Consider the following 21,900-nt stretch of genomic DNA (forward strand, 5'->3'; position numbering starts at 1 on the left):
GATGTCCATCCAACTCGACAACATCGGCATGCGGTTCGGCAGCGGCGACACAGCCGTCTGGGCCGTCAAAGATGCCTCGCTGACCATTGAGAAGAACCAGTTCGTCTCCATTGTCGGCACCTCTGGCTGCGGCAAGAGCACTCTGCTGTCTGTGGTTGGCGGGCTGCTGAGTCCAACGGACGGCACGGCATCCGTCGATGGCCAGCCGATCACGAAGCCAGGACTCGACCGCGGCATGGTCTTTCAGAACTACAGCCTGTTCCCGTGGCTCACGGCGCAACAGAACATCGAGTTCGTGCTGAAAGAGACGGGCACCACTCGCGCCGCCGATCGCACAGATCGCGCCCGCGAAATGCTGGCGGCGGTCGGACTGGCCGACTTCGCCGACAAGTATCCGTCGGAGCTCTCTGGCGGCATGCGGCAGCGGGTCGCCATTGCCAGGTCGTTGTCCTATCGGCCGTCGATCCTGCTGATGGATGAGCCGTTCGGCGCCCTCGACGCCCTCACCCGCGGGCTCATGCAGGAACTGCTCGTGAAGATCTGGGAGCAGTCCGACCTCACGGTGCTGTTCATCACGCACGACATCGCAGAGGCGGTATTCCTCTCCGACCGCGTGCTCGTGATGACGAACCGGCCGGGCAGCATCAAGGCCGACATCCCCATCAACCTGCCACGGCCACGCACGGAAGACCTCATCCGCTCCCCGGAATTCGGAGAGCTGGAATACGCCGTGCTCGAACAGATCAAGGCAGAATCCCGGGCGGCCGAACACCTGGCGCCGGCGGCGGCGCACACGTCGCTGCCCGCCTGACCCGCCCTGCCCGCCTGACCCGCCTAGCCCTTCGACCGGTCTGGCTGCCGCGCTCATCCACTCTGGGTGATGTGTCGGCGCCAGCCAGCCGATAGCGTTCCCACTGCCGTGCCGGTATGGCCGACGCTGGACGGAGGTCGCCGATGAATGGGGAACTCACCGCGATCATCGGCGGCATTGTCATCCTCATTGACTTCGCCATTCGCATCGCCGCGCTCATCATCGTGCCGCGGGATCGTAAGCCAACCGCGGCGATGGCGTGGCTCCTCGCCATCTTCCTCATCCCGTTTGTCGGCATCATCCTGTTCCTGATCATCGGGAGTCCGAAACTGCCGAAGAGGCGGAAGGAGAAACAGGACGAGCTGAACCAGATCATCCAGCAACGCGCCGCCGGTCTCGACCTGGTCGGCGACCGCTCGAGCTGGCCGGTCTGGTTCGCCTCCTTGGTGCGCCAGAACCAGGACCTGGGGTCATTGCCCGCGGTCGGCGGCAATACCGCGACGCTCATCGGTGACTACCAGGCGTCGATCGATGCGATGACCGCCGAGATCGACACAGCAGAGCGATTCGTGCACGTGGAGTACTTCATCGTCTCGTTCGACGCCACGACGAAGGGGTTCTTCGCGGCGCTCGAACGGGCGGTGCAGCGTGGCGTACCCGTGCGGCTGCTAGCCGACTATGTGGCATCTCGTCGTGCGGTCGGCAGCAAGGAGACTTTCGCAGAGCTCGACCGCATCGGGGTGGCCTGGCACTACATGCTGCCGGTGCGCCCGTTCAAGGGGGAGTACTCGAGGCCAGATCTCCGCAACCATCGCAAGATCGTCGTCGTGGACGGTCGGGTGGGCTACATGGGCTCGCAGAACCTCACCGACCGCAGCTACAACACGAAGAAGAATCTGGCGCGCGGCCTGCAGTGGCAGGAACTGGTGGCCAGGGTTACCGGGCCGACCGTGACGGCGATGAACGGCGTGTTCCTCTCCGACTGGTATTCGGAGACCGACGAGCTGCTGCTCGGCCCTGACGCGAACGTGCCAGCTGTTGAGGTGCCGGCCGATCCGTCGCCGGATGCGCTCGACTGCCAGGTGGTGCCGAGCGGGCCCGGCTACGACGGGGAGAACAACCTGCGCCAGTTCCTCACCCTGGTCACCTCCGCCCAGCGCAAGGTGATTATCACGAGTCCCTACTTCGTGCCAGATGAGGCGATGATGTACGCGATCACCTCCGCCTGTCACCGAGGCCTGGATGTGCAGTTGTTCGTCTCTGAGATCGGCGATCAGGGCTCCGTCTGGCATGCGCAGCGGTCGTACTACGGGCCATTGCTCAGGGCGGGAGTGCAGATCTGGCTGTACCCGGCGCCGTTCATTCTGCACTCGAAGCACCTGTCGATCGACGACGACGTTGCCGTGATCGGATCGAGCAATATGGACATCCGCTCATTCGCCCTCAACTCAGAGGTGACCTTGCTGGTGCGGAGCGCGTCGTTCGTGCAGCAGATGCGAGCCGTGGAGCAGGGCTATCGCGATGCCGGGCGGCAGCTCACGCTCGAGGAGTGGGAGAAAGAACCCGCCTCTGCGACGTTCCTTGACGGCGTCGCCCGCCTCACGTCGGCGCTGCAGTAGTCGAGAGCGGGCCGCCCCTCCGCTCGCTACTGGGCTGAGTTGTCACTGGGCTGAGTTGTCACTGGTCTGAGTCGTCACACGTCGGAGTCGTCGCGCGCCGGCGGATGCAGCGTTCCCCGATGAATCTCGAAGGCGCGCGAATGCCCTGGCGAGTGCGGGTCGTCGATGATGGGCTGGTCGGCCATGAATAAGCGGATGACGTGGGCAAGCTCGCCCGGATGGCTGAAGTTGATCGCATGCGCGGCTCCCTCGATCAGGACCACGAGCACATGGTTGTCGGTCTGGCCGGCAATCTCGCGAATGCGCGTCGGACCCGGCATCAACGGATCCCGGTTGCCGATGACCACGAGCGTCGGAATGTTGAGGGCCAGCAGCCGCTCGAGCGACGGGTATTGGGTGAGTGCGCGGAACATCCTGACGGTGCTGGGCACGCCGAACCGCAGGTAGTCGGGGGTGGCCACGGTGATCATTTGGGGTGGTTCACGCCTGCCGTCGCGGGCCAGCTGTCCGACGGCGCGACGCAGCGGCTGGTTGTGCAGCCCTCCGGCCGGCGAGACGAGCACGGCGCGATCGATGCGGTCTGGATGGCGGTAGGCGAACTCGCAGATGACCGGGCACCCCATCGAGTTGCCGACCAGCGTCGCCGACTCCACCTGGCGATCGTCGAGAAAGCGGGCGGCCGCATGTGCGAGGTCGGGGACATCGAGCGGGTCGCGCGGCTTGCCGCTTCGGCCGAACCCCGGGAGGTCTGGCACGAAGGTGTGAAACTCGTCGGCGAGGCGTTCGGCCGTGGGCAGGAGGTAGCGCCCGGAGAGTCCGAACCCGTGCAGGTGCAGCATGGCAGGGGCATCTGGGGCCAGAGCCTCAGGCCTGTCAGTCGCAGCCGGACCCGCAGGAATAGCAGCCGGAGCAGCCGACCGATCGGGCGACTCCCGATAGAACACGTCGATGCCGTCGATGGTGGTCCAGCGCTCAGCCAGCGACGACGCAGGATGCTTCGGCGTCATCCGGGCCCGATACTGCGCTCCCGTCGCCCCGCTCCAACGTGCTGGCATCCGCTCTCTCCTATCGTCGGAGGCATCCGCTCCTGACGGTGTCACCGGCAGAGTGCGAAGTCAATCCCTTGGAATCGGGGGATTCGCCGCGTCCGCTATGGCGAACCGCGCCCGCTGTAGCGGGCGCAACCAGCCACACCGGGCGCGGTCGTCGGTTGGGACGCCCGCCGACACGTCTCGATACCTCTGGCTCCGATAGCATGGGGCGAATTCGGAGTCGCCAGCATCATGTGCCGTCGGGAGCTGTGACCACCACCGAGCTGTGTCCACCACCAAAGGGAGCGACGTGTACGAAGTGCTGGGCAGCCTGCTGCCGCTTGCCCTGGCGGTATCGCTCAGCCCGTTCCCCATCATTGTGACCGTGCTGATGCTGCTGGCGCCGCGAGCCAGGATCAACAGCGTGGTCTTCCTGCTCGGCTGGATCATCGCAGTGACCGTCGTCATCACCGTGCTGACGGTCGTCTCGACGTACATCGAGCAGTCGAACCCTGATGCGCCCAACCCGGCGGCCGGCGTGGTCCGCATCGTGCTCGGCGCTGGGTTGCTGTTTCTCGCGCTCCGGAAGTGGCAGAAACGGCCGGCACCTGGGGCGGAGGTGGCGCTCCCCTCATGGATGTCGTCCATCGACAAGACGACGCCGGGCCGGAGTCTGGTGACCGGTCTCCTGCTGGCCGGTGCCAACCCGAAGAACCTGCTGCTGACCGCCGCTGCCGCCGTCTCGATCGGCACCGGCGACCTGACGCAGGGGCAAGCGATCGGCGCAATCGCTTTCTACACAGCTGTCGCATCGATCACGGTGGTGCTGCCTGTGCTTGGTTACGCGATTTTCCACGAGCGGATGACGACGCCACTCGAGACGATCCGCGACTGGCTGGTGCGGAACGAATCCGTGCTGATGGGAGTGCTGTTGCTGGTGTTTGGATTCGTGGTGATCGGCAACGGAATCAGCAGTTTCTAGACGGCCACAGCGTAAGACCGGTGCGTACAAACTGCTCTCTGCGGTCCGGCGCCGTCTCTGCCCGATAACATTGGTTCGTGAACACCCTGGATATCCTCGAAAACCTCGCGGAAATCCTGTCGTGGATCGGGCTGGTAGTTGGCGGCCTGTGCTTGATCAGCCTGGTCATCATGCAGGCGGCCGCAGGGCGGTGGATCGAAACGGATGCCGTCGTCATCGACTCCGCTGGCGAACCACGGCTGCGATGGATGTCGTCAGAGGGCCTGCACGAGCACGCAATACACGAGGGTGACCGCCGCGAGTTCCAGTCGGTCGATGGCATCCCGGTGTACTACAGCGCCCGCAACCCGCACCGTTATCGCTTCGAGCGGATCGGCCACGGCGAGAAGTTGATGCGCCTGCTCACCTGGCTGTTCCTGGGCATCGGTACTGTCGCCCTGATTGTGTCGATCGCGCTGATCTTCGTTCCCACTGGCGATTAGAGCCGGGGCGCAGGACGGCAGCGGTGCCTAGCGCCTGGAATACTCAGACGCGGCGTGGATCTGCTCGGCGCTCGGGCGCACGCCGGTATAGCGCTCGAATTGCTCCGCGGCCTGCAGGGCGATGACCTCGGCGCCCGTGATCACCGGCTTGCCCGCCGCGCGAGCCGCCAGGATCAGGGGAGTCTCAACGGGGAGTGCGACGACGTCGAAGACGGTTGTCGCGGCCTGGATCGTCTCAAGCGGATACGACAGGTCATCGGCCTCTGCACCGCCGGCCATTCCGATCGGCGTCACATTGATGATGAGGGGCGCAGACTCATGGCCGGGGTCAGCAATCCAGCGGTAGCCGAGTTCCTGTGCCAGCGCCCTTCCTCGCTCCTCGTTCCGGGCGATGAGTGTGCCGTGTTCGAATCCGGAGTCGCGAAGTGCTGCAGCCACGGCCTTGGCCATGCCGCCGCTGCCGCGAAGCAGGAACGGGGTTGACGGATCGATGTCGTGGTCGCGGATGAGGGATGCGGCCGCGATGTAGTCGGTGTTCGAAGCACGCAACACGCCATTGTCATTCACGATGGTGTTTACCGACTGGATGGCCGTCGCCGAGGCGTCGATGTCGTCGACGAGGGCGATCACGTCTTCCTTGAACGGCATCGACACCGAGCAGCCGCGAATGCCCAATGCGCGAACTCCGCCGATCGCCGCGGCGATGTCGGTGGTCGTGAACGCCTTGTAGATGAAGTCGAGGCCCAGCTCGTCGTATAGGTAGTTATGGAAGCGCGTACCCAGATTGCTGGGGCGGGCTGCCAGCGAAATGCAAAGTGTGGTGTCTTTACTGAGTTGAGGCTTCATAACTCAATTCCACACCAGGATGCTGACACCGGCGATGGCGGATGCCGTCGCAAGTACCAGTGCGATGGCCACGAGCACGCGGTGCACGGTCAGGAACGTCGTGGGGCGGCCTGCGTCGTCGCGGGCGCGGGGGTCATTGGCGACGCGAGTATAGAAGCGGGGCCACGCCACCACATTGAACACGGCATTCAAGAACAGGATGAGGGCGATGGCGATAGTCATTGTGCATCAAGCCTACGGTCAGCACTGACCGCGGCTGGATGCACGGCCTATTCGAATTGCGGCCCGCGCGACGACGGATGCGGCGCTTCGGCGAGCGTGGCTTCCTCAATGTGCAGCCCGGTTGCGGAGTTCGCAGACGTGACCATGGTTTCCAACCACTCCCGGTCAATCGCGGGTGGTCGGCTGCCAGAGAATCGAAAGTGGAGGTCTGTACTCGGGCTGATCCATACCGTGCTCCGGCCATAACCGACATTGGCGCCGTCGCTCCAGGTCAGCGCGAATGACTCTCGTCGCCTGAGTTTCGAGATCACGACGATCTGGATATGAGCCAGCACTCGATCATCAAGGTCGATCGCGGTGCGAGCTGCTCCATAAAACAAAGTACCCATGGTTCCACCGTTCCCCAAAACTGCCGCAAGGAGTCCATTGGCGCCAGCATAGTACCCCGCAAACGGGGGCGGAGAAAGGGATTTGCATGCGGTGGCTGCCGAACTACTTTGGGGGGATGAAAGCGGTCCAGTTCGCGCGGGAGGACCTGTCGGTGACGGGCTTCGAACCGGCGTACCAGGTGAACCTGTATGACAGGGAACCACGGGAGCCGGCGGGCACGAACGACGCAACAGAGGAGTGGCGGATCACGGGCGCGAAGGACGCCGATGAAGTCCTGCGTTGGGTGCATGAACGCAATCCGGCAGTCTTCACGGTATTCGCCGAGATCTGCGATGTGGATGGTCTTCGGTATCTGGCTTTCGTAGCGGGATTCCGTCCATCCCGCGAAGTGCGGGGCCTCCCGGCACGTATCTGACTCCAGCGAGCACGTACGCTTGAGTAATGAGCAAAACGCATGTCTCCGGCAGAAAATCGGTCCTTCCTGCAGTGTGTGACATTGTGCTGATCTTGGTGTTCGTCGTGATCGGGCGGGGCAGCCACGACGAGACGTTCAGTATCGCTGGTGCGTTCACGACAGCGTGGCCGTTCATCGTCGGTGCGGCGATCGGCTGGCTGGTTATGCGGGCGTGGAGCGCGCCACGCCGTGTGGTGTGGACCGGCATCGGCATCTGGCTGGCCACTGTCGTGGTGGGGATCGTGCTGCGAGCGGTCAGCGGTCAGGGTGTTCAGCCCAGCTTTGTGATCGTCACCGCGATCGTTCTCGGAATCTTCCTGATTGGCTGGCGTGGAATCGCCGCCATCGCGACCAAGGCAGCCACAGCCCGTACCGCGGTGTAGTCGCCGTCAGCGCACCCCGCAGTCAGCACACCCTGCAGTCCGCACACCCTGCAGTCCAGTGCACCCTGTAGTCAGCGCACTCTCAGTCCGCGTACTGACCGGGCTAGAGTCCCTGTTCCACCATGTCGATCAGGCGGGTGACCAGGTGGTCGACCACCGGTTCAGGCAGCACACGCAGCGGACCATCGATCAGCAGCGTGGCCAGGCCGTGCACTGACGACCAGGCCAGGAACTCTGCGCCCTGCCGTCGTTCGGCGGGCAGACCGCCTTCGGCAGCGAGGCCGTCGATGGCGTCGGTGAGCAGCTGGAAGGGTGTGCGCCCGCTGTGGCCGGCCCTGTCCGCGCTCGTTGCGCTCTCCAGGTCGGACGATGCGGAGAACGCTGTCTGGAAGAGCCCCGGCTCCGCGCGGGCGAAGTTGAGGTAGCCGACGCCGACCCCTCGCAAGCGCAAGCGAGCCTGTGAGAGGGGATCAGCGGCATCCGGTTGCCGCGCCTGCTCATCTTCGATGGCGATGGCCACCTGGGCCTGGCAGGCCGAACAGACAGCGTCGAGCAGCGCCCTGTGGTCGGCGAAGTGTCGGTAGGCGGCGTTGGGGGAGACGCCTGCGCGGCGGGTGGTTTCGCGCAGGACGACGGCCGATGGACCGCCTTCGCGTGCCAGTTCGAGACCGGCGGCGATCAAGGCCTGGCGAAGATCGCCATGCCGATACGTCTCGCGACCTGAAATCTGCCGAACCGTTGTCAAATGCCTGCCCGCCTCGTACGATAAAACCTCATAATGTGTACAACGTCCACATGAGTGTAACTCTCAACGGACTCTCGCGCAGTGGCTCCCCAACTCCCGCACAGTTGTTGCTGCGGCGCGGCCACAGTGGCGTCAATTTCAGACAATAGATATCAGGCAGCAGACATAGCGAAGGACATTCGCATGAGCATTGTTGAAGCGACAGGACTGACCAAGACCTACAAGTCAAAGAGTGGCCCTGTGCATGCGTTGGCCGGCCTTGACCTCAGCGTGCCAGAGGGCACGGTGAAGGCGATGCTGGGCCCGAACGGAGCGGGCAAGACCACCGTGGTCAAGATGCTGACCACACTGATCAAGCCCGACGCAGGGCGGGCATCGATCGACGGCCTCGATGTGGTCGAGCATCCGAAAGAGGTGCGGCGCATCATCGGGGTCTCCGGGCAGTACGCGGCCGTCGACGAGAATCTCACCGGCTTTGAAAACCTGGAGATGGTGGGCCGGCTCTATCACCTGAGGGCGGCGACCGCGAGACGTCGGGCGCAGGAACTCATCGACATGTTCGAACTGACCGCCGCTGGGAACCGGCCGGTCAAGGGGTTTTCCGGCGGTATGAGGCGCCGCATCGACCTCGCCGGCGCGCTCGTCATCAATCCCAAAGTGCTCTTTCTCGACGAGCCGACGACAGGGCTCGACCCGCGCAGTCGGCTCGCGCTGTGGGACGTCATCACCGACCTGGTCAACAACGGAACGACGGTGCTGCTCACCACGCAGTACCTCGAAGAGGCCGACCAGCTGGCCGACGATATCGCCGTGATCGACGACGGCCGCATCATCGCTGAGGGGACCTCTGACCACCTCAAGGCGCAGATCGGTGGGCACCGCCTCGTCGTTGCCCTCGTCGACGCCGCTGACAGCGGGGCAGCGCTTGGCGTACTCGCCAGGTACGGGGACGGTGAACCAACGCTCTCCAGTGACGGGCGTGGCATAGAGGTTGCGGTGACCAACGGGCCGCGTGCTCTGCAGTCGGCGTTGGCCGACCTGGGAGACGCGGGAATCCCACTGCATGACGCAGGTATGCGCCGGCCGACGCTCGATGATGTCTTCCTCAAGCTCACCGGGCACAAGGCAGACAAGGCAACAGAGCAGGACGAGGAAAAGGAACTGGAGAAGACCCGATGAGCACTCTCACCGCTCCCATCGACCGTGCGCCATCCTTCAACCCCTTCGCGCTCTGGTACTCGGATGGCTGGACCGTCACCAAGCGCAACCTCTACAAGCTCAAGCGCTCACCCGACATGCTCGTGTTCGCCGTGATCCAGCCGATCATGTTCGTGCTGCTCTTCAGCCAGGTGTACGGGGGCGCGATCCAGGTTCAGGGCTCCGACTACACCCAGTTTCTCCTGGCCGGCATTTTCGCGCAGACCGTCGTGTTCGGCTCGACCTTCTCGGGGGCGGCCATGGCACAAGACTTGCAATCGGGCATCATCGACCGCTTCCGCAGTCTGCCGATGAGTTCGTCTGCGGTGCTGATCGGACGCACGAATAGCGACCTGGTGCTTAACACCATTTCGATGGCCATCATGATGCTGACCGGCCTGCTCGTCGGCTGGCGTGTCAACTCGTCGTTCCCGGAGTTTCTTGCCGGGACCGCACTGCTCCTGATGTTCGGCTACGCATTCAGCTGGGTGATGGCATTGCTCGGCATGAGCGTGGCCAACCCAGAGGTGATCAACAACGCCTCATTCATCATCTTGTTCCCGATCACTTTCGTGTCGAACGCCTTCGTGCCGCTCGACACCATGCCGGCCGTGCTGCAGACCATCGCGGAATGGAACCCGGTGTCCGCGCTCGTGCAGGCGGCCAGGCAGTTGTTCGGCAACCTGGGCACGGCTCCCGTTCCGGATGTCTGGCCCCTCCAAAACCCGATCATCACGGTCGTGGTTGGCATCGTCATCATGCTTGTCGTGTTCGTGCCGCTGTGCATCCGGAAGTTTGCCGCGATCAGCTCACGATGAGGCATCCGCTTAAAACACGTGAACAGAAGGAGCACATCATGGCCACCAGCGATCTCGGGTTTGTGCACGGTTACAGTGCGTTCGCCGTTAGAGACATCGACGCGGCGAAGGCGTTCTACGGCGATGTCCTTGGGCTGCAGGTCAGCGATCGGATGATGGGGCTCATCTCGGTGCAGCTGCCGGGCGGCACAGAGGTGCTCGTCTACCCCAAGCCAGACCACATCCCGGCGACATACACGATCCTCAACCTGGAGACCAACGACATTGACCTGTCGGCAGACGAGCTCACCGCTCGGGGTGTCGAACTCCTGCGCTACGAGGGGTTCGAGCAAGACGACACGGGCATCGCCAGGGGAAACGGCCCGTCAATCGCCTGGTTCACCGATCCGTCTGGGAACATCCTGGCGGTGTTGCAGGACTCGTCCTCCAGCTCGTAGGTCCGCGCCCGAAGACCCTGAAGTCTTGAGGAGACCAGTGTCGCTTCCCTAAGGTGAGCGCATGCCTCCCTACGACGTGAAGCACGACCTCAAGCAGCTATACGCCCCGTCCAACCGAGACTGGGAGCTGCTCACCGTGCCTCCGCAGCGGTTCATCGCCGTCGATGGTGAGGGCAATCCAAACACGGCGCCCGCCTATGTCGAGGCCGTCGAGGCGCTCTATGGCGTCGCGTACACCGTCAAGTTCGCCTGCAAGCGTGAGTCACCCGACCGCGATTTCGTCGTTGGCCCGCTCGAGGGCCTCTGGTATGCCGCTGACATGTCGGTCTTCACCGTCCGCGCCAAGGAGCTCTGGAGCTGGACCATGCTGATCACCCAACCCGACTGGGTAACGGATGCCATGATCACCGACGCGCAGGCGGCCGTCCGTTCCAAGAAAAAAGGGTCGGCCGCCCTCGATCGACTCCGGATCGTGAATCTCGACGAAGGTCTTTCAGCCCAGGTGCTGCACATCGGCTCCTACGACGAGGAGGCACCGACGCTCGCGCGCCTGCATGACGAGTTCATGCCCGGACACAATCTGGAGCCGACCGGACACCACCACGAGGTCTACCTCGGCGACCCCCGCAAGACGGAGCCTGCCAGGCTGAAAACGGTGGTGCGGCAGCCGGTCGCTGTGCGCGGATAGGGTCAGCGGCTCCCGCGGCGCTTGTTGCGCGAACTCGACGCCGTGCGAACGCGACCGGGCGCGAGGCCCGCCTTCTTCTTGGGCTGGGCAGGCTTCTTCTTGGCTGCGACCTCGCGTGCTTCCTTGGCGGCGGCCTTCGCTTTTGCAGTCGCTTTCACTTTTTTTACGGGTTCTCCGCGTACCACGACGGTCTCGCTGCGTGAGCTGGCCGCAGAGCGACCGCGCACGATCCCGATGAACTCCTCGACGTCATCCGTTGTCTTGGCCGTGGGCCATGCCAGCGCGATCTGGGTGTCGGCGACGCCGTCGACCGGTCGCGAAATGACATCTTTTCGGCTGTGCAGGCGGGCGAGGGAGTGCGGAAGGATGAGGATGCCGACCCCGGCAGCCACCTGCTCCATGGCCTCATCGAGGTCACGCATCTTCGGTAGCTCGCGACGGGTTCCGTCGGCGATCTCGGTGGCGATGTCGCGCCATTCCGGCAGCTCATCAGGGTTTTGCAGCAGATGCTCACCGGCCAGGTCTCCGATGGCGACGGTCTCCGCCGCGGCAATGGCATGGTCTTTGGCGGCGACGACCACGGGGATCTCGTCGTAGAGCATGATGACGCTGAGGCCATCGCGGTCGATGGGCAGGCGAACGAAGCTGACGTCAGCGCGTTCGTCCAGAAGGACCCCTGTCTGTTCACCGGGTTCGGTGCGAAAGACCTCAAGGGGTGTGTCTGGGAATCGATCGGCCCAGATCCGTGTCCACTTCGTGGGGGTTACACCCGCGACGAAACCGATTGAAAAGCTCATCGGCATCCTTTCTCAGGCGTCATCTCGCCAATGCGGCGGTACTCTCAGGCTATACGCTGGAGGGATGACCTCGGAAAAGAAGACCCAGACCATGAAGCCCGCCACGGCGGCACAGAAGCTCGGGATTCTGCTTCAGGCAGCCCCAGAGGAATTCCAGAACAACCTCATCACCCGCGACGCCGTTGCTGAACTGAACGAGAACCCGCCGGAGTGGCTCGTCGACCTGCGCGCCAACGGCCCGCACCCCCGCCAGGTTGTCGCCGCCAAGCTCGGCGTCTCTATCTCAGGACTTGCCCGCGCGGGCGTTGACGAACCGCTCACCACCGCCGAGATCAAGGAACTGCTGCAGCAGCCGCCGGCATGGCTGGTGACCGAGCGTGCGACGCAGGCTGAGGTGCGTGCAGAGCAGATTCGCGACAAGGACGCCAAGGCCGAGAAAGCCGCCAAGAAGGAACGCGCCGCACGCGGAGCCGCCCAGCGCGCAGCACACCGGGGCGAGTAGTACCCCAGTAGTACCGAGAGTCGCCGTTAGTACCGAGAGTCGCCGTTAGTACCGAGAGTCGCCGTTGCAACGGCGACTCTCGGGCGAAACGGCGATTCTTGACGGATGCCGGCGCGCTACGCCGGGTACTGCTCGCGCAGGAAGGTCACGATGTCGACCAGCTCAGGCTGGGAGATGGAGTGCGGCATCCCCTCATAAATGCGTTCGGTCAGTGTGGAGTGCGTGGGCAGCCACACCTGAGTGCGGTTGACGGCGCTGCGCGGAATCACGGGGTCGGCCGTGCCACGCCCCCAGAACACCGGCGTGCCGAGCTCCGCCAGGCGCGCGTCACCAGGCTGTTCGCCGCTGCCGACGAAACCTGACAGCTGCACGGCGAACGAGAACCGCTCCGGTGCCAGTCGCAACAGCTGCAGAGCCATGGCGCCACCCTGCGAGAACCCGAGCAATCCAACGGATGTCGGCTGCACCTCCTGCGCGTCAAGCCAGTCGAGCACGCCACGGGCTGCGGCGTCGATGGCGGTGCTGTCGGGATTCCCCGGCTCGCTGATCGGGAACCACGCCCATCCCTGGCCGGCGGGAAGGGGCGCACGGAGCGCCGCGAGCACCGGTTCGAGCGGCAGGTGCGGCGCAAGCGAGAACAGGTCGCCTTCGTGCGAACCGAAGCCGTGCAGAATCAGCAGGAGGGGCCGCCCGACGCGGTCAGCGCCACCGGCGGACCAGAGCACGGCCTCAGAGTCGATCGCTTCGATGCGTTCGCTGTTGTTCATGGGGGTTCTCGCCTTTCGCAGTCGAGGCAGGCGCTCGATGTCGTCAATACTTTCATGCGGCCGGAGACTTTCCCGCAGCCAGCAGTTTTACGCAGCGGCCGCATTCGCCCCTGCTGGACAAGGACAACGCAGGGTGTGACGCGCGCATTCCGACGCGACGGCGTGCATCCGTCGCCGAGGTGGGTGAGAATGAGTGCATGAGCGTGCGCACCCCCGACCCCGATCCGGACTGGACGCCTGGCCCCGATGACGCCCCGCCGCCCAGCACGAACCCTGGCTGGCTCAGCGATTTCGAACTGGCAGAGGTGCGCCGTCGGCTGCCGCTGCTCTACGTCGAGGCCGTACCGGTGCGCGTGGATGGGCTCGGCCAGGTCGTCGAGGTCGGCGTGCTGCTGCGCGCCACTCCCGAAGGGGAAATGACCCGCACCCTCGTCTCCGGCCGCGTGATGTACGGCGAGACGCTGCGCGACGCGCTCTTCCGTCACCTCGAGAAGGACCTCGGGCCGATGGCCTTCCCGCAGCTGCCCACCAGTCCTGTGCCGTTCTCGGTCGCAGAGTACTTTCCGCTTCCCGGCTTGACGCCATTCACGGATGATCGCCAACACGCTGTCTCGCTGGCCTACGTCGTTCCCGTCACGGGAACGTGCGATCCGCGGCAGGACGCGCTTGAGGTCACCTGGATGACCCCCGCGGAAGCCGCCTCAGAGGCCGTATCGCTGGAAATGGTCGGCGGTCGCGGTTCGCTGCTGCGCGCCGCTCTGGCCTCTGTCGGACTGCTGCGCTAGCCAGCCCTCCCCGCTAGTCGCGGAGGCCGTTCACTGCCGTCTCGAGGCCATTCCGCGCGCTGGGCGCCCTCCGTTGGTCGAGGAGGCCGTTCACGGCCTTCTCGAGGCCATCGCGCCTGGGTGCCCTTCTGTAGCGAATACAGGATGAATCGAGCAACTGTCACCGAATACAGGACGGATCGCGCTCTCTGCGGCAACGTTTCCGGTTTTCGCGACATCGGACGTTGCTGCGCGCCGCTCTGGCCTCTGTCGGACTGCTGCGCTAGCCCAGCCCTCCTTGCTAGTCGCGGAGGCCGTCACGGCCGTCTCCAGACCCGCTGCAGGGTTCGGGTTGCCGGGTCTCGAGACGCTCGCTGGCGCTCGCTCCTCGACCAACGGGTGGCCCGCTCCTCAACCACACGAAGAACGGCCCCTGGTTCGGCACTGTGCGTGCGGATCAGGGGCCGTTCTGGTCAGTGCGAATTACGCGAGGTCAAGCGCCCCGAGGAACGTGGCGATGATGCTGTCGACGTCGATGTCGAGGGCAACCTCGACGCTCGCCCACTCTTCAGCGAGACCGTGCATGATGTCTTCGCCGGGGAACTGGCGGAGGTCGACGAGAGTCTGGCCGCGGCCGTATCCAGACAGCTGCACGCGCACGGGCCGAATCTGGGTGTGGATCGCGTCGGGGTTGACGAGGGCGCAGACCGCGCCGGCGTCACCGATCAGGCCGGTGTAGATCGAGCCGGTGTCTCCGCGACCGGCGACGCGGTTGGCGATCAGCGCGCCGACAGCGCGGCCGCGCGCCGTCTCGTGCGACATCAGAGCGGTGGCGACGGCTTCGTCAACACCCACCCGGTTGAAGACGTCGAGCCCATACATGTACGTCGGCACGCCGGAGTCGAGCACGATGGCCGCGGCCTCAGGGTCATGCCACACGTTGAACTCGGCGACGGCCGTCGCGTTTCCGACGCTGGCTGATCCGCCCATGAAGACAATGCGCTCGATGTTGTCGGCGTCATCGGGGTACTGGCGCAGCAGGAGCGCGAGGTTGGTCTGCGGGGCGAGCGCGACGAGGGTGACCGGCTGCGGGCTCTCGGCGATCAGCCGGTGCATCAGCTCGATCGAGCTGCCGGGCACCGGCATCCGCTCTGTGGCCGGCAGGTGCAGCGTGCCGAGGCCGCCTTCGCCATGAACGTGAGATGCGTCGCGGGCCGGCTCGATCAGGGGGCGGCGGGCGCCGGCGGCGACGGGAATGTTCCCGGCGCCGGCCACGTCCAGGATGCGCAGGGTGTTGTCGACAACGCGCTCCAGGGAGGCGTTGCCGGCGACGCAGCTGATTCCGAGCACGTTGATGTCGGGGTGGGCTACGGCGAACAGGATGGCGAGGGCGTCGTCTACGCCGGTGTCGACGTCGAGGATGACGGGAAGTGAGGTCATCCGCTAAGCCTAGTTTGCCGCAGGCTGCCGCCCTCGCGGCGGCTACCGGCCACGGGGCTGCCGATCAGGCGGGCGACCGCCGCGGGCCACCCATCAGGCTGGCGACCGCAACGGGGCTACCCGTCGCGCCGGCTAGCGGACGAGCCGCACCTCACGGATCTCCTCGCCCAGGAACGGCTGCAGCTGCTCACTGCCATCAGGGATGAAGCCGTTGCGCGTGTAGAAGCCGTGGGCCCGCGGGTTGTCTGCTGCGACCCACAGGTAGGCCTGCTCCTCTCCGCACACGGCGTCGAAGAGCTGCTGGCCGATCCCCGTGCCGTGGTACTTGTCGAGCAGGTAGATGAGGTGCAGTTCGCGCTCGCGGGGCGCGTCAGCGTCTCTGGCAGGGCCGGCGCCGGAGAATCCGATGATCTCCCCGTCTACGAGGGCCGCGACCTGGCGATAGCCGTCGCCCTGGTTCATCCAGTGCGTCCAGAGGTCGGCCAACCGGCGCGGTGACACGGAGGAGAGCACGGCCTCACTGATCAGGTGGTCGTACGTTTCGTGCCAACAGGCCGCATGCACGCGACCGAGGGCTTCAGCATCGGCGTCGCGAACGGGCCGAACAACAACTGTGGTGTCCATGATCCGACACTAGCCGAGAATAATTCGCCTCTCGACCACCCTCGTTTTCGCGGCCGGCTCTGGGCCCTCACCAACCCCCGCGCGTTGGCGTGTGGCCCTTCCGCGCATCGTCGGGCATGGCCATTTCGGCACGCAGCCCCAGGAGCCGGATCGGACGGCCGGCCTCGATCTCGCCAGCGAGGTCCAGGGCGCGGGCGAGGATTTCGTCTTCGTTGAAGGTCGCGGGAATCTTCCGTGCGTGTGTCGTGGTCGTAAACGGCGCATACCGAACTTTCAGGGTCAGCCCGATCACCGGCCGTCCTTCAGCCGCCACGTCTTTTAGGACGTTTGCGACCAGCTCCCGCACAGCCTCGTCCACCTGGGCCGGCTCTGTGAGGTCGACTTGGAAGGTGGTCTCGCGGCTGTGCCCGCGGGCCACCCATGGAGTGTCGTCCACGACGCTGGCGCCGTCTCCTCTGCCGAGCTGCGCGTACCAGGGACCCATCTTGGGGCCGAACTCCGGAACCAGATCCTGCGGATCCGACGCGGCGAGCTCGGCAACCGTCGTGATACCGAGCGTGGCCAATCGACCAGACACCTTCGCCCCGATGCCCCACAGCTCCTTGGTGGGCCGGCCGCCCATTACCTCGAGCCAGTTCTCGGCGGTGAGGCGGAAGACGCCAGCCGGCTTGCCGAGATCGGTGGCGTTCTTGGCCCTGACCAGCGTGTCTCCGATGCCCACGCTGCAGTGCAGCTGCGTCTGCTCCAGGACAGCAGCCTGGATATCCCTGGCGTAGGCTTCTGGATCCTCCGTCTGGATGCCCACAAAGGCCTCATCCCACCCCAGCACCTGCACGACGGCACCGGGCTGGCCCCGCAGGGTCGTCATCACCGTGTCCGACGCGGCGAGGTAGGCCTCGGAGTCCACAGGCAGGATCACGGCGTCTGGCACCTTCCTGGCTGCAATCCGCAGAGGCATGCCGGAACCTACGCCGAACACCCGTGCTTCGTAGGACGCCGTGGACACCACGGCCCGTTCGGTGGGGTCGCCCCGGCCGCCGACGATGATCGGCTTGCCCGCAAGTTCGGGGTGCCGGAGCACCTCGACCGCAGCAATGAACTGGTCGAGGTCGACGTGCAGCACCCACTGGTCTCCGCTCACGACACCAGTGTGCCCTCAACATCCATCACCGGCACCGGTTTTCACCGAGCTGGGAGATGCGGTGTCCCGCCTCAGGAGACCAGGCCGTGCCGGTAGGCGTACACCACGGCCTGGACACGATCGCGGAGGGCGAGCTTGCTGAGGATCCGCGAGACAAAGGTCTTGACGGTCTCCTGGCTGATCACGAGCGCCGCCGCGATCTCGGTGTTCGACAACCCGGCGGCAATGAGGCGGAGCACGTCGAGTTCGCGTGGAGTCAGGGGAGTGTCATCGGGCGCGATGCCGGCGGGGCGGATGCGCTCGGCATAACGCCCGACGAGCTGCCGCGTCACCTCAGGCGCCAGCAGCGCGGCCCCAGACGCGACCGTGCGGATGCCGTTCAGCAACTGTGCAGGGGGTGCGTCTTTGAGCAGGAACCCGCTGGCACCCGCGCGCAGGGCCTCGTAGACATATTCGTCCAGGTTGAAGGTCGTGACCACGAGCACTTTGACGGGGTTGGTGACAGCGGCGCCAGCTAGCTCACGGGTCGCCGCAATGCCGTCCAGCAGCGGCATCCGTATGTCCATCACTACGACGTCAGGAAGCAGGCGCCGGGCGAGCTCGACGGCGGCACGGCCGTCACCGCACTCGGCAACCACCTCCAGATCCGGCTGCGCGCCGATAATCGTTGCAAAGCCGGTGCGAATAAGCGGCTGGTCATCGCACACCAGCACCCTGATCGGTGAGCTCATACCCGGCTTCCCGTCGGTACGCGGGCGAGGACAGCGAAGCCGCCGCCCTCCCGCGGTCCGGCGCTGAAATCGCCCCCAAGAGCCGTCACCCGCTCACGAAGCCCGGCGAGCCCACGGCCGCTGCCGTCCGGTAGTCGAGTGGATGTGGGCGCTGGATGCACTGTGGTCTGCGCTGTGGCCGGCATTGTGGCGTGCACTGTGGCGGGCACTGTGGCGTGCGAGAGAATCTCGACTGTGGTCTCCTCTGCCTGGTGGCGGATGTCGACGGCGGTGCGGCCGCCCGGTGCGTGTTTTCGCGCGTTCGTGAGTGCTTCCTGCACCACCCGGTAGACAACGAGCTCCGCACCACCGGCCGGACTCCGAGGACTGCCCTCTTCGGTGAATTCAACCCGCAGGCCGGCGCGGCGTGAGTGCTCCACGAGATCGCGCACATCAGTGGGGCCAGGGGTGCGGCTGGCCTCCTCATGGTCGGGATTGAGCACGTCGAGCACCTGCCGCAGATCCGCGATAGCCCGCCGCCCGGTGCCCGCGATGGTGTCCAAGGCGTCGTCGACCCGGTCGGGAGCGTCGGTGAGGTATCGCGCGGCTTCCGCCTGTACCACCATCGCTGTCACGTGATGGGTGACGACGTCATGCAGGTCGCGCGCGATCCGGGTGCGCTCCATCGACCGTGTGTCGCCGGCGATGCGGTCCAGCCGGTCCTGCTCGGCCAGTCGTCCGGCCCGCTGCCAAACTCCGATCCCGACGGCGAAGGCCAGAGCAACGTAGAACGTCGCAAATTCGCTGAACGGCTCGGTCGAACCCATACGGTACAGACCGACAGCAAGGGCGATGTAGGCAGCGGAGAAGACGAGCACGACAATCTTGCGATGCCGCTCAATATACGAGCCGGCGCTCAGCAGGGCGACGAAAAGCCCCGTGCCCGCGAAGGTGTGGTAGCCGGCCAGCTGGTCAATCGCGAAGCCCGCCGACACGAGGCTCAGGCACAACAGAGGCCACCGGCGCCGGAAGGCGAGTGGAAGAGACTGCAGGGCGACCGCCGCCGCGGCGAGGGCATCGAACGGCCGGTCGGGGAGGCCGCCGAGCACGGTTCCGTACGCGTGGCTTACCGGCAGCACTGACATCAGGAACAGCCCGGCCGAAAGGGGCAGATCGCGCAGGACGACGCCCTGCCGGCGCCACGCGTCTGCGATCCTCCGGCCGTCAGTCACTGCGCTACTCTATCCCGGGCTGAAGCATTCCGCGCAGCATCCCTGGCGGCAGCACGGGCCGCGCCGAATGACACGATGTTGCCGCGCCGTGCGGCTATAAGCAGGAAGACCACCGTGGCCAGTCCGCAGAGGAGGACGGCGATTACACTCCCCTCAGGTCCGAAGTCCCCGCCCGTGAGGAGCATGGGGCCCGACATCACTGCGTCCAGGATCCCCTGCGGGGTGTTGTTCCCAGAGACCTCGGTGCTGAAGAGGGCGGAGGCTGCAATATTCCAGCCAAAGTGCAATCCGATCGGCAACCAGAGGCTGCGTGTGGCGATGTAGGCGGCGGTGAGCATTCCGCCGGCTTCAACGGCGATCGCGATGGCACCCCAGAGGGAGGCGTTGGGATTGAGCAGGTGGATAAGACCGAACAGTGACCCGGTCAGAACGAGGGCGAGCCAGGTTCCGCCATGGTTCTCGACCCATCGATACAGGACGCCCCGAAACATCAGTTCCTCCGTCACCGCTACGGTGCACATGACTCCGATCAGTCCCACCGCTCCAGCCACCGAACCGATCCCGACGATCTCGTAGCCGCCGAAGGCCGCGATGGCGCCAATGACAGCGGCGAACAGCACGATGCCAACGGTCGTGCCGCGGACGGCGGCGCGGACGGCGCCAGGGGCCGCCAGCTCGGTGGGCGCGCGCCGCTCAGTGCGCTGCACTACCTGGCGGTATACGAACACCGCGATCGCCGCGACAGCCACACCGGCCGTCAGCGTGAGCCATGGCATCCCGTTCACGGCCTGGAGGGCGAGGTTCCCCAGGAAGGCGACCGCAATGACGGCAATCAATTGCACAATGTATTTCATCAGGTCCTCCGTGATTGACATCGCGACCAACGTGTCGCGACATCAATTCACGCTACGGATCCGCGGTTTCGGAGTCGTCACCCTGTGGTGGACACTTCCGTGTAGCTCGCACGGGGGACGGATGTCGCTGAGGGATCGGAAGCGATCGTCGTCAGAGATGGGCCACATCGGCAGTTAAACCACAACGGGCCGGCCTCCGAAGAGACCGACCCGTTGAAAGACTGCGAGCGATTAGCCCTGTGCGCGGCGCGGAGCCGAGCGACGAGCGCCGCCGGCTGAAGCCGAGTTGCCACGAACGAGGCCGCCGACCTGCAGGCCGCCTGAGCGACCTGAGCCTGCGCCGCCGCCCTGGCCGCCACTGCGACCCTGGCCGCCGGCGCCGCCCTGGCGCGGTGCACCGCTGCGAGCTGCACCTGCACCAGCACCTGAGCCGGCCGTTGCCGGACGACCTGAACGGTCGCGGCGAGGAGCGCCAGCTGATGCTGCGTCACCGCTGCGTGCTGGGCGGCCACCCTCGCGGCTGCCGGCGCTGCGGCCGTCACGGTCGTCACGGTTTGAACGCTTGCGCTGGGCGTTTGCACCCTGCGAGCGACCACCCTGTGACTGGCCGCGCTGCGGCTGCTCCTGGCGGGGAAGCGGCTTGACGTATGCAGCAACATCACCGGTGAGGGTGATGACTGCGGGGGAGTTGGCGTTCACACGCTGCGGGGTGACAGCGATGGCTGCCTTGCGCAGCAGCGCCTCGGTGTCCTTGCGCTGGGCAGGAAGCATGATGGTGACAACGTCACCGGCGCTGCCTGCACGAGCCGTGCGGCCAGAGCGGTGCAGGTATGCCTTGTGCTCTGCCGGCGGGTCAACGTGGATAACGAGTTCGATGTCGTCGACGTGCACGCCGCGAGCTGCGACATCCGTTGCGACGAGGACGCGAACGTCACCGGCGGAGAATGCGGCCAAGTTGCGGTCGCGAGCAACCTGCGACAGGTTGCCGTGCAGGTCAACGGAAGGGATGCCGGAGTCGGTCAGTGCCTTGGCCAGCTTCTTGGCGTGGTGCTTGGTGCGCATGAAGAGGATGCGGCGGCCGCTGCCAGAAGCGAGCTTCTCGATGAGCTCCTTCTTCGACTCGGCGTTGTCGACCTCGAACACGTGGTGGGTCATGGCCGAGACGTGGCTGGTGGCCTCGTCGACGGAGTGCAGAACCTCGTTGTGCAGGAAGCGACGCACGATCTTGTCAACGCCGTTGTCGAGCGTTGCCGAGAAGAGGAGGCGCTGTCCGTTGGACGGCGTCTTGTCGAGGATGCGCGTGACGACGGGCAGGAAGCCGAGGTCTGCCATGTGGTCGGCCTCGTCGAGCACGGTGATCTCAACGGAGTCGAGGTTCACGAAGCCCTGCTTCATGAGGTCCTCGAGGCGGCCGGGGCAGGCCACGACGATGTCGACGCCGGCCTTGAGGGCTGCGACCTGACGGTTCTGCGAGACGCCACCGAAGATGGTCGTCGTGGTGAGGTTGTACGCCTCAGCCATCGGGGTGAGGGCTGCGGAAATCTGGGTGGCCAGCTCACGGGTCGGCGCCAGGATCAGGCCGAGCGGGCGCCCAGGACGACGCTTGCCACCGGCGAGCTTGCCGCCGAGGCGCGAGATCATCGGGATGGAGAAGGCCAGGGTCTTGCCGGAGCCGGTCTTACCGCGGCCGAGTACGTCGCGGCCGTTCAGGGTGTCCGGCAGGGTGTCTACCTGGATGGGAAAAGCAGTGGTGAGTCCCTGTGCAGCGAGAACTGCAACGACGGGAGCTGGCACGCCAAGCGCGCCAAAGGAGATATCAGACAAAGTGGTGCCTTTCGGGCATCAGTGCCTCGCGTACTCGAACGCGGCGCAGTGCGATAGAGCGCACAATGCAACATTCGAATCATGAGGATTCACATGGCGAAGGTGCCGATGGGCACATCCGTTCGCCGTAAGAATGTTTC

The 21,900-nt window shown here is 65.4% G+C and carries 26 protein-coding genes; 12 read left to right on the plus strand and 14 right to left on the minus strand.

Translation table 11 applies throughout. The annotated features are described in order from the left end of the window. Nucleotide 1 precedes the first annotated feature (1 nt). Together AC25Y4_RS11255 and cls are read left to right on the plus strand one after the other, a co-directional pair. Complete coding sequence (locus AC25Y4_RS11255; protein WP_488120512.1) at nucleotides 2-811, plus strand: ABC transporter ATP-binding protein; 810 nt, start codon at nucleotides 2-4, stop codon at nucleotides 809-811. Between the two features lie 143 nt (nucleotides 812-954). Beyond that, nucleotides 955-2,430 (plus strand): cardiolipin synthase, encoded by a 1,476-nt coding sequence (cls, locus tag AC25Y4_RS11260; RefSeq protein ID WP_488120513.1) that lies wholly within the window; start codon nucleotides 955-957, stop codon nucleotides 2,428-2,430. Nucleotides 2,431-2,504: 74 nt separating this feature from the next. Here cls and AC25Y4_RS11265 read toward each other — a convergent pair whose 3' ends face one another. Continuing rightward, nucleotides 2,505-3,485, minus strand: a complete 981-nt coding sequence (locus AC25Y4_RS11265) for an alpha/beta fold hydrolase (protein ID WP_488120514.1) — start codon at nucleotides 3,483-3,485, stop codon at nucleotides 2,505-2,507. Nucleotides 3,486-3,747: 262 nt separating this feature from the next. Here AC25Y4_RS11265 and AC25Y4_RS11270 point away from each other — a divergent pair, with 262 nt between their 5' ends. Further along, entirely contained in the window at nucleotides 3,748-4,443 is a 696-nt protein-coding gene (locus AC25Y4_RS11270) for a GAP family protein (RefSeq protein WP_488120515.1), read from the plus strand. 77 nt (nucleotides 4,444-4,520) lie between these two features. Continuing rightward, the gene (locus AC25Y4_RS11275; RefSeq protein WP_488120516.1) at nucleotides 4,521-4,925 is read left to right on the plus strand and encodes a hypothetical protein; all 405 of its coding nucleotides are present in this window, start codon (nucleotides 4,521-4,523) and stop codon (nucleotides 4,923-4,925) included. A gap of 27 nt (nucleotides 4,926-4,952) precedes the next feature. On the opposite strand, the gene AC25Y4_RS11280 is transcribed toward AC25Y4_RS11275, so the two are convergent. From AC25Y4_RS11280 to AC25Y4_RS11290, 3 genes are read right to left on the minus strand one after another with little or no spacing between them, the layout of a single operon-like run. Continuing rightward, nucleotides 4,953-5,771 carry a shikimate 5-dehydrogenase gene (locus AC25Y4_RS11280; protein ID WP_488120517.1) on the minus strand — a complete coding sequence of 273 codons (819 nt, stop codon included), beginning with the start codon at nucleotides 5,769-5,771 and terminating at the stop codon, nucleotides 4,953-4,955. A gap of 3 nt (nucleotides 5,772-5,774) precedes the next feature. Then, nucleotides 5,775-5,993, minus strand: a complete 219-nt coding sequence (locus AC25Y4_RS11285) for an SCO4848 family membrane protein (RefSeq protein WP_488120518.1) — start codon at nucleotides 5,991-5,993, stop codon at nucleotides 5,775-5,777. 47 nt (nucleotides 5,994-6,040) lie between these two features. Next, nucleotides 6,041-6,382 (minus strand): DUF7882 family protein, encoded by a 342-nt coding sequence (locus tag AC25Y4_RS11290; protein ID WP_488120519.1) that lies wholly within the window; start codon nucleotides 6,380-6,382, stop codon nucleotides 6,041-6,043. Between the two features lie 116 nt (nucleotides 6,383-6,498). Here AC25Y4_RS11290 and AC25Y4_RS11295 point away from each other — a divergent pair, with 116 nt between their 5' ends. After that, on the plus strand, nucleotides 6,499-6,798 hold the full coding sequence (locus AC25Y4_RS11295; protein WP_488120520.1) for a hypothetical protein: 300 nt from the start codon (nucleotides 6,499-6,501) through the stop codon (nucleotides 6,796-6,798). A 26-nt stretch (nucleotides 6,799-6,824) separates the two neighbouring features. Further along, complete coding sequence (locus tag AC25Y4_RS11300; protein ID WP_488120521.1) at nucleotides 6,825-7,220, plus strand: DUF3054 domain-containing protein; 396 nt, start codon at nucleotides 6,825-6,827, stop codon at nucleotides 7,218-7,220. Nucleotides 7,221-7,323: 103 nt separating this feature from the next. Here AC25Y4_RS11300 and AC25Y4_RS11305 read toward each other — a convergent pair whose 3' ends face one another. Further along, on the minus strand, nucleotides 7,324-7,965 hold the full coding sequence (locus tag AC25Y4_RS11305; protein ID WP_488120522.1) for a TetR/AcrR family transcriptional regulator: 642 nt from the start codon (nucleotides 7,963-7,965) through the stop codon (nucleotides 7,324-7,326). A gap of 183 nt (nucleotides 7,966-8,148) precedes the next feature. Between AC25Y4_RS11305 and AC25Y4_RS11310 the strand changes: the two genes are divergently transcribed. The 4 genes from AC25Y4_RS11310 (at nucleotide 8,149) to AC25Y4_RS11325 (ending at nucleotide 11,105) form a co-directional block, all read left to right on the plus strand. Then, nucleotides 8,149-9,144 carry an ATP-binding cassette domain-containing protein gene (locus tag AC25Y4_RS11310; RefSeq protein ID WP_488120523.1) on the plus strand — a complete coding sequence of 332 codons (996 nt, stop codon included), beginning with the start codon at nucleotides 8,149-8,151 and terminating at the stop codon, nucleotides 9,142-9,144. Continuing rightward, a complete protein-coding gene (locus AC25Y4_RS11315) occupies nucleotides 9,141-9,980 on the plus strand; it encodes an ABC transporter permease (RefSeq protein ID WP_488120524.1) in 840 nt (279 codons plus the stop codon). Before AC25Y4_RS11310 ends, AC25Y4_RS11315 begins: the two co-directional genes overlap by 4 nt. A gap of 38 nt (nucleotides 9,981-10,018) precedes the next feature. Beyond that, complete coding sequence (locus AC25Y4_RS11320; RefSeq protein WP_488120525.1) at nucleotides 10,019-10,417, plus strand: VOC family protein; 399 nt, start codon at nucleotides 10,019-10,021, stop codon at nucleotides 10,415-10,417. 61 nt (nucleotides 10,418-10,478) lie between these two features. Beyond that, the gene (locus AC25Y4_RS11325) at nucleotides 10,479-11,105 is read left to right on the plus strand and encodes a GyrI-like domain-containing protein (RefSeq protein ID WP_488120526.1); all 627 of its coding nucleotides are present in this window, start codon (nucleotides 10,479-10,481) and stop codon (nucleotides 11,103-11,105) included. A 2-nt stretch (nucleotides 11,106-11,107) separates the two neighbouring features. Here the strand turns inward: AC25Y4_RS11325 and AC25Y4_RS11330 are convergent, their stop codons facing one another. Next, nucleotides 11,108-11,902, minus strand: coding sequence for a LysR substrate-binding domain-containing protein (locus AC25Y4_RS11330; RefSeq protein ID WP_488120527.1), 795 nt, complete (start codon nucleotides 11,900-11,902; stop codon nucleotides 11,108-11,110). Nucleotides 11,903-11,966: 64 nt separating this feature from the next. Between AC25Y4_RS11330 and AC25Y4_RS11335 the strand changes: the two genes are divergently transcribed. Further along, nucleotides 11,967-12,404: a DUF5997 family protein gene (locus AC25Y4_RS11335; protein WP_488120528.1), complete on the plus strand. Its 438-nt coding sequence runs from the start codon at nucleotides 11,967-11,969 to the stop codon at nucleotides 12,402-12,404. 116 nt (nucleotides 12,405-12,520) lie between these two features. Here the strand turns inward: AC25Y4_RS11335 and AC25Y4_RS11340 are convergent, their stop codons facing one another. Continuing rightward, nucleotides 12,521-13,171, minus strand: coding sequence for an alpha/beta hydrolase (locus AC25Y4_RS11340; protein WP_488120529.1), 651 nt, complete (start codon nucleotides 13,169-13,171; stop codon nucleotides 12,521-12,523). A 197-nt stretch (nucleotides 13,172-13,368) separates the two neighbouring features. Here AC25Y4_RS11340 and AC25Y4_RS11345 point away from each other — a divergent pair, with 197 nt between their 5' ends. Then, the gene (locus AC25Y4_RS11345) at nucleotides 13,369-13,956 is read left to right on the plus strand and encodes an NUDIX hydrolase family protein (protein WP_488120530.1); all 588 of its coding nucleotides are present in this window, start codon (nucleotides 13,369-13,371) and stop codon (nucleotides 13,954-13,956) included. A gap of 462 nt (nucleotides 13,957-14,418) precedes the next feature. Here AC25Y4_RS11345 and AC25Y4_RS11350 read toward each other — a convergent pair whose 3' ends face one another. The 7 genes from AC25Y4_RS11350 to AC25Y4_RS11380 form a co-directional block, all read right to left on the minus strand. Further along, complete coding sequence (locus tag AC25Y4_RS11350; RefSeq protein ID WP_488120531.1) at nucleotides 14,419-15,375, minus strand: nucleoside hydrolase; 957 nt, start codon at nucleotides 15,373-15,375, stop codon at nucleotides 14,419-14,421. Nucleotides 15,376-15,507: 132 nt separating this feature from the next. Continuing rightward, the gene (locus AC25Y4_RS11355; protein WP_488120532.1) at nucleotides 15,508-15,999 is read right to left on the minus strand and encodes an N-acetyltransferase family protein; all 492 of its coding nucleotides are present in this window, start codon (nucleotides 15,997-15,999) and stop codon (nucleotides 15,508-15,510) included. Nucleotides 16,000-16,066: 67 nt separating this feature from the next. Further along, nucleotides 16,067-17,140, minus strand: a complete 1,074-nt coding sequence (locus AC25Y4_RS11360; RefSeq protein WP_488120533.1) for a DNA polymerase IV — start codon at nucleotides 17,138-17,140, stop codon at nucleotides 16,067-16,069. Between the two features lie 71 nt (nucleotides 17,141-17,211). Beyond that, nucleotides 17,212-17,871, minus strand: coding sequence for a response regulator (locus tag AC25Y4_RS11365; protein ID WP_488120534.1), 660 nt, complete (start codon nucleotides 17,869-17,871; stop codon nucleotides 17,212-17,214). Beyond that, complete coding sequence (locus AC25Y4_RS11370) at nucleotides 17,868-19,082, minus strand: sensor histidine kinase (RefSeq protein WP_488120535.1); 1,215 nt, start codon at nucleotides 19,080-19,082, stop codon at nucleotides 17,868-17,870. The genes AC25Y4_RS11365 and AC25Y4_RS11370 overlap by 4 nt, the downstream gene beginning before the upstream one ends. Further along, nucleotides 19,079-19,957: a CPBP family intramembrane glutamic endopeptidase gene (locus AC25Y4_RS11375; protein ID WP_488120536.1), complete on the minus strand. Its 879-nt coding sequence runs from the start codon at nucleotides 19,955-19,957 to the stop codon at nucleotides 19,079-19,081. The genes AC25Y4_RS11370 and AC25Y4_RS11375 overlap by 4 nt, the downstream gene beginning before the upstream one ends. A gap of 210 nt (nucleotides 19,958-20,167) precedes the next feature. After that, nucleotides 20,168-21,760, minus strand: coding sequence for a DEAD/DEAH box helicase (locus AC25Y4_RS11380; RefSeq protein WP_488120537.1), 1,593 nt, complete (start codon nucleotides 21,758-21,760; stop codon nucleotides 20,168-20,170). Nucleotides 21,761-21,900 lie beyond the last annotated feature (140 nt).

The sequence above is a fragment of the Leifsonia sp. Y878 genome (assembly GCF_057669685.1).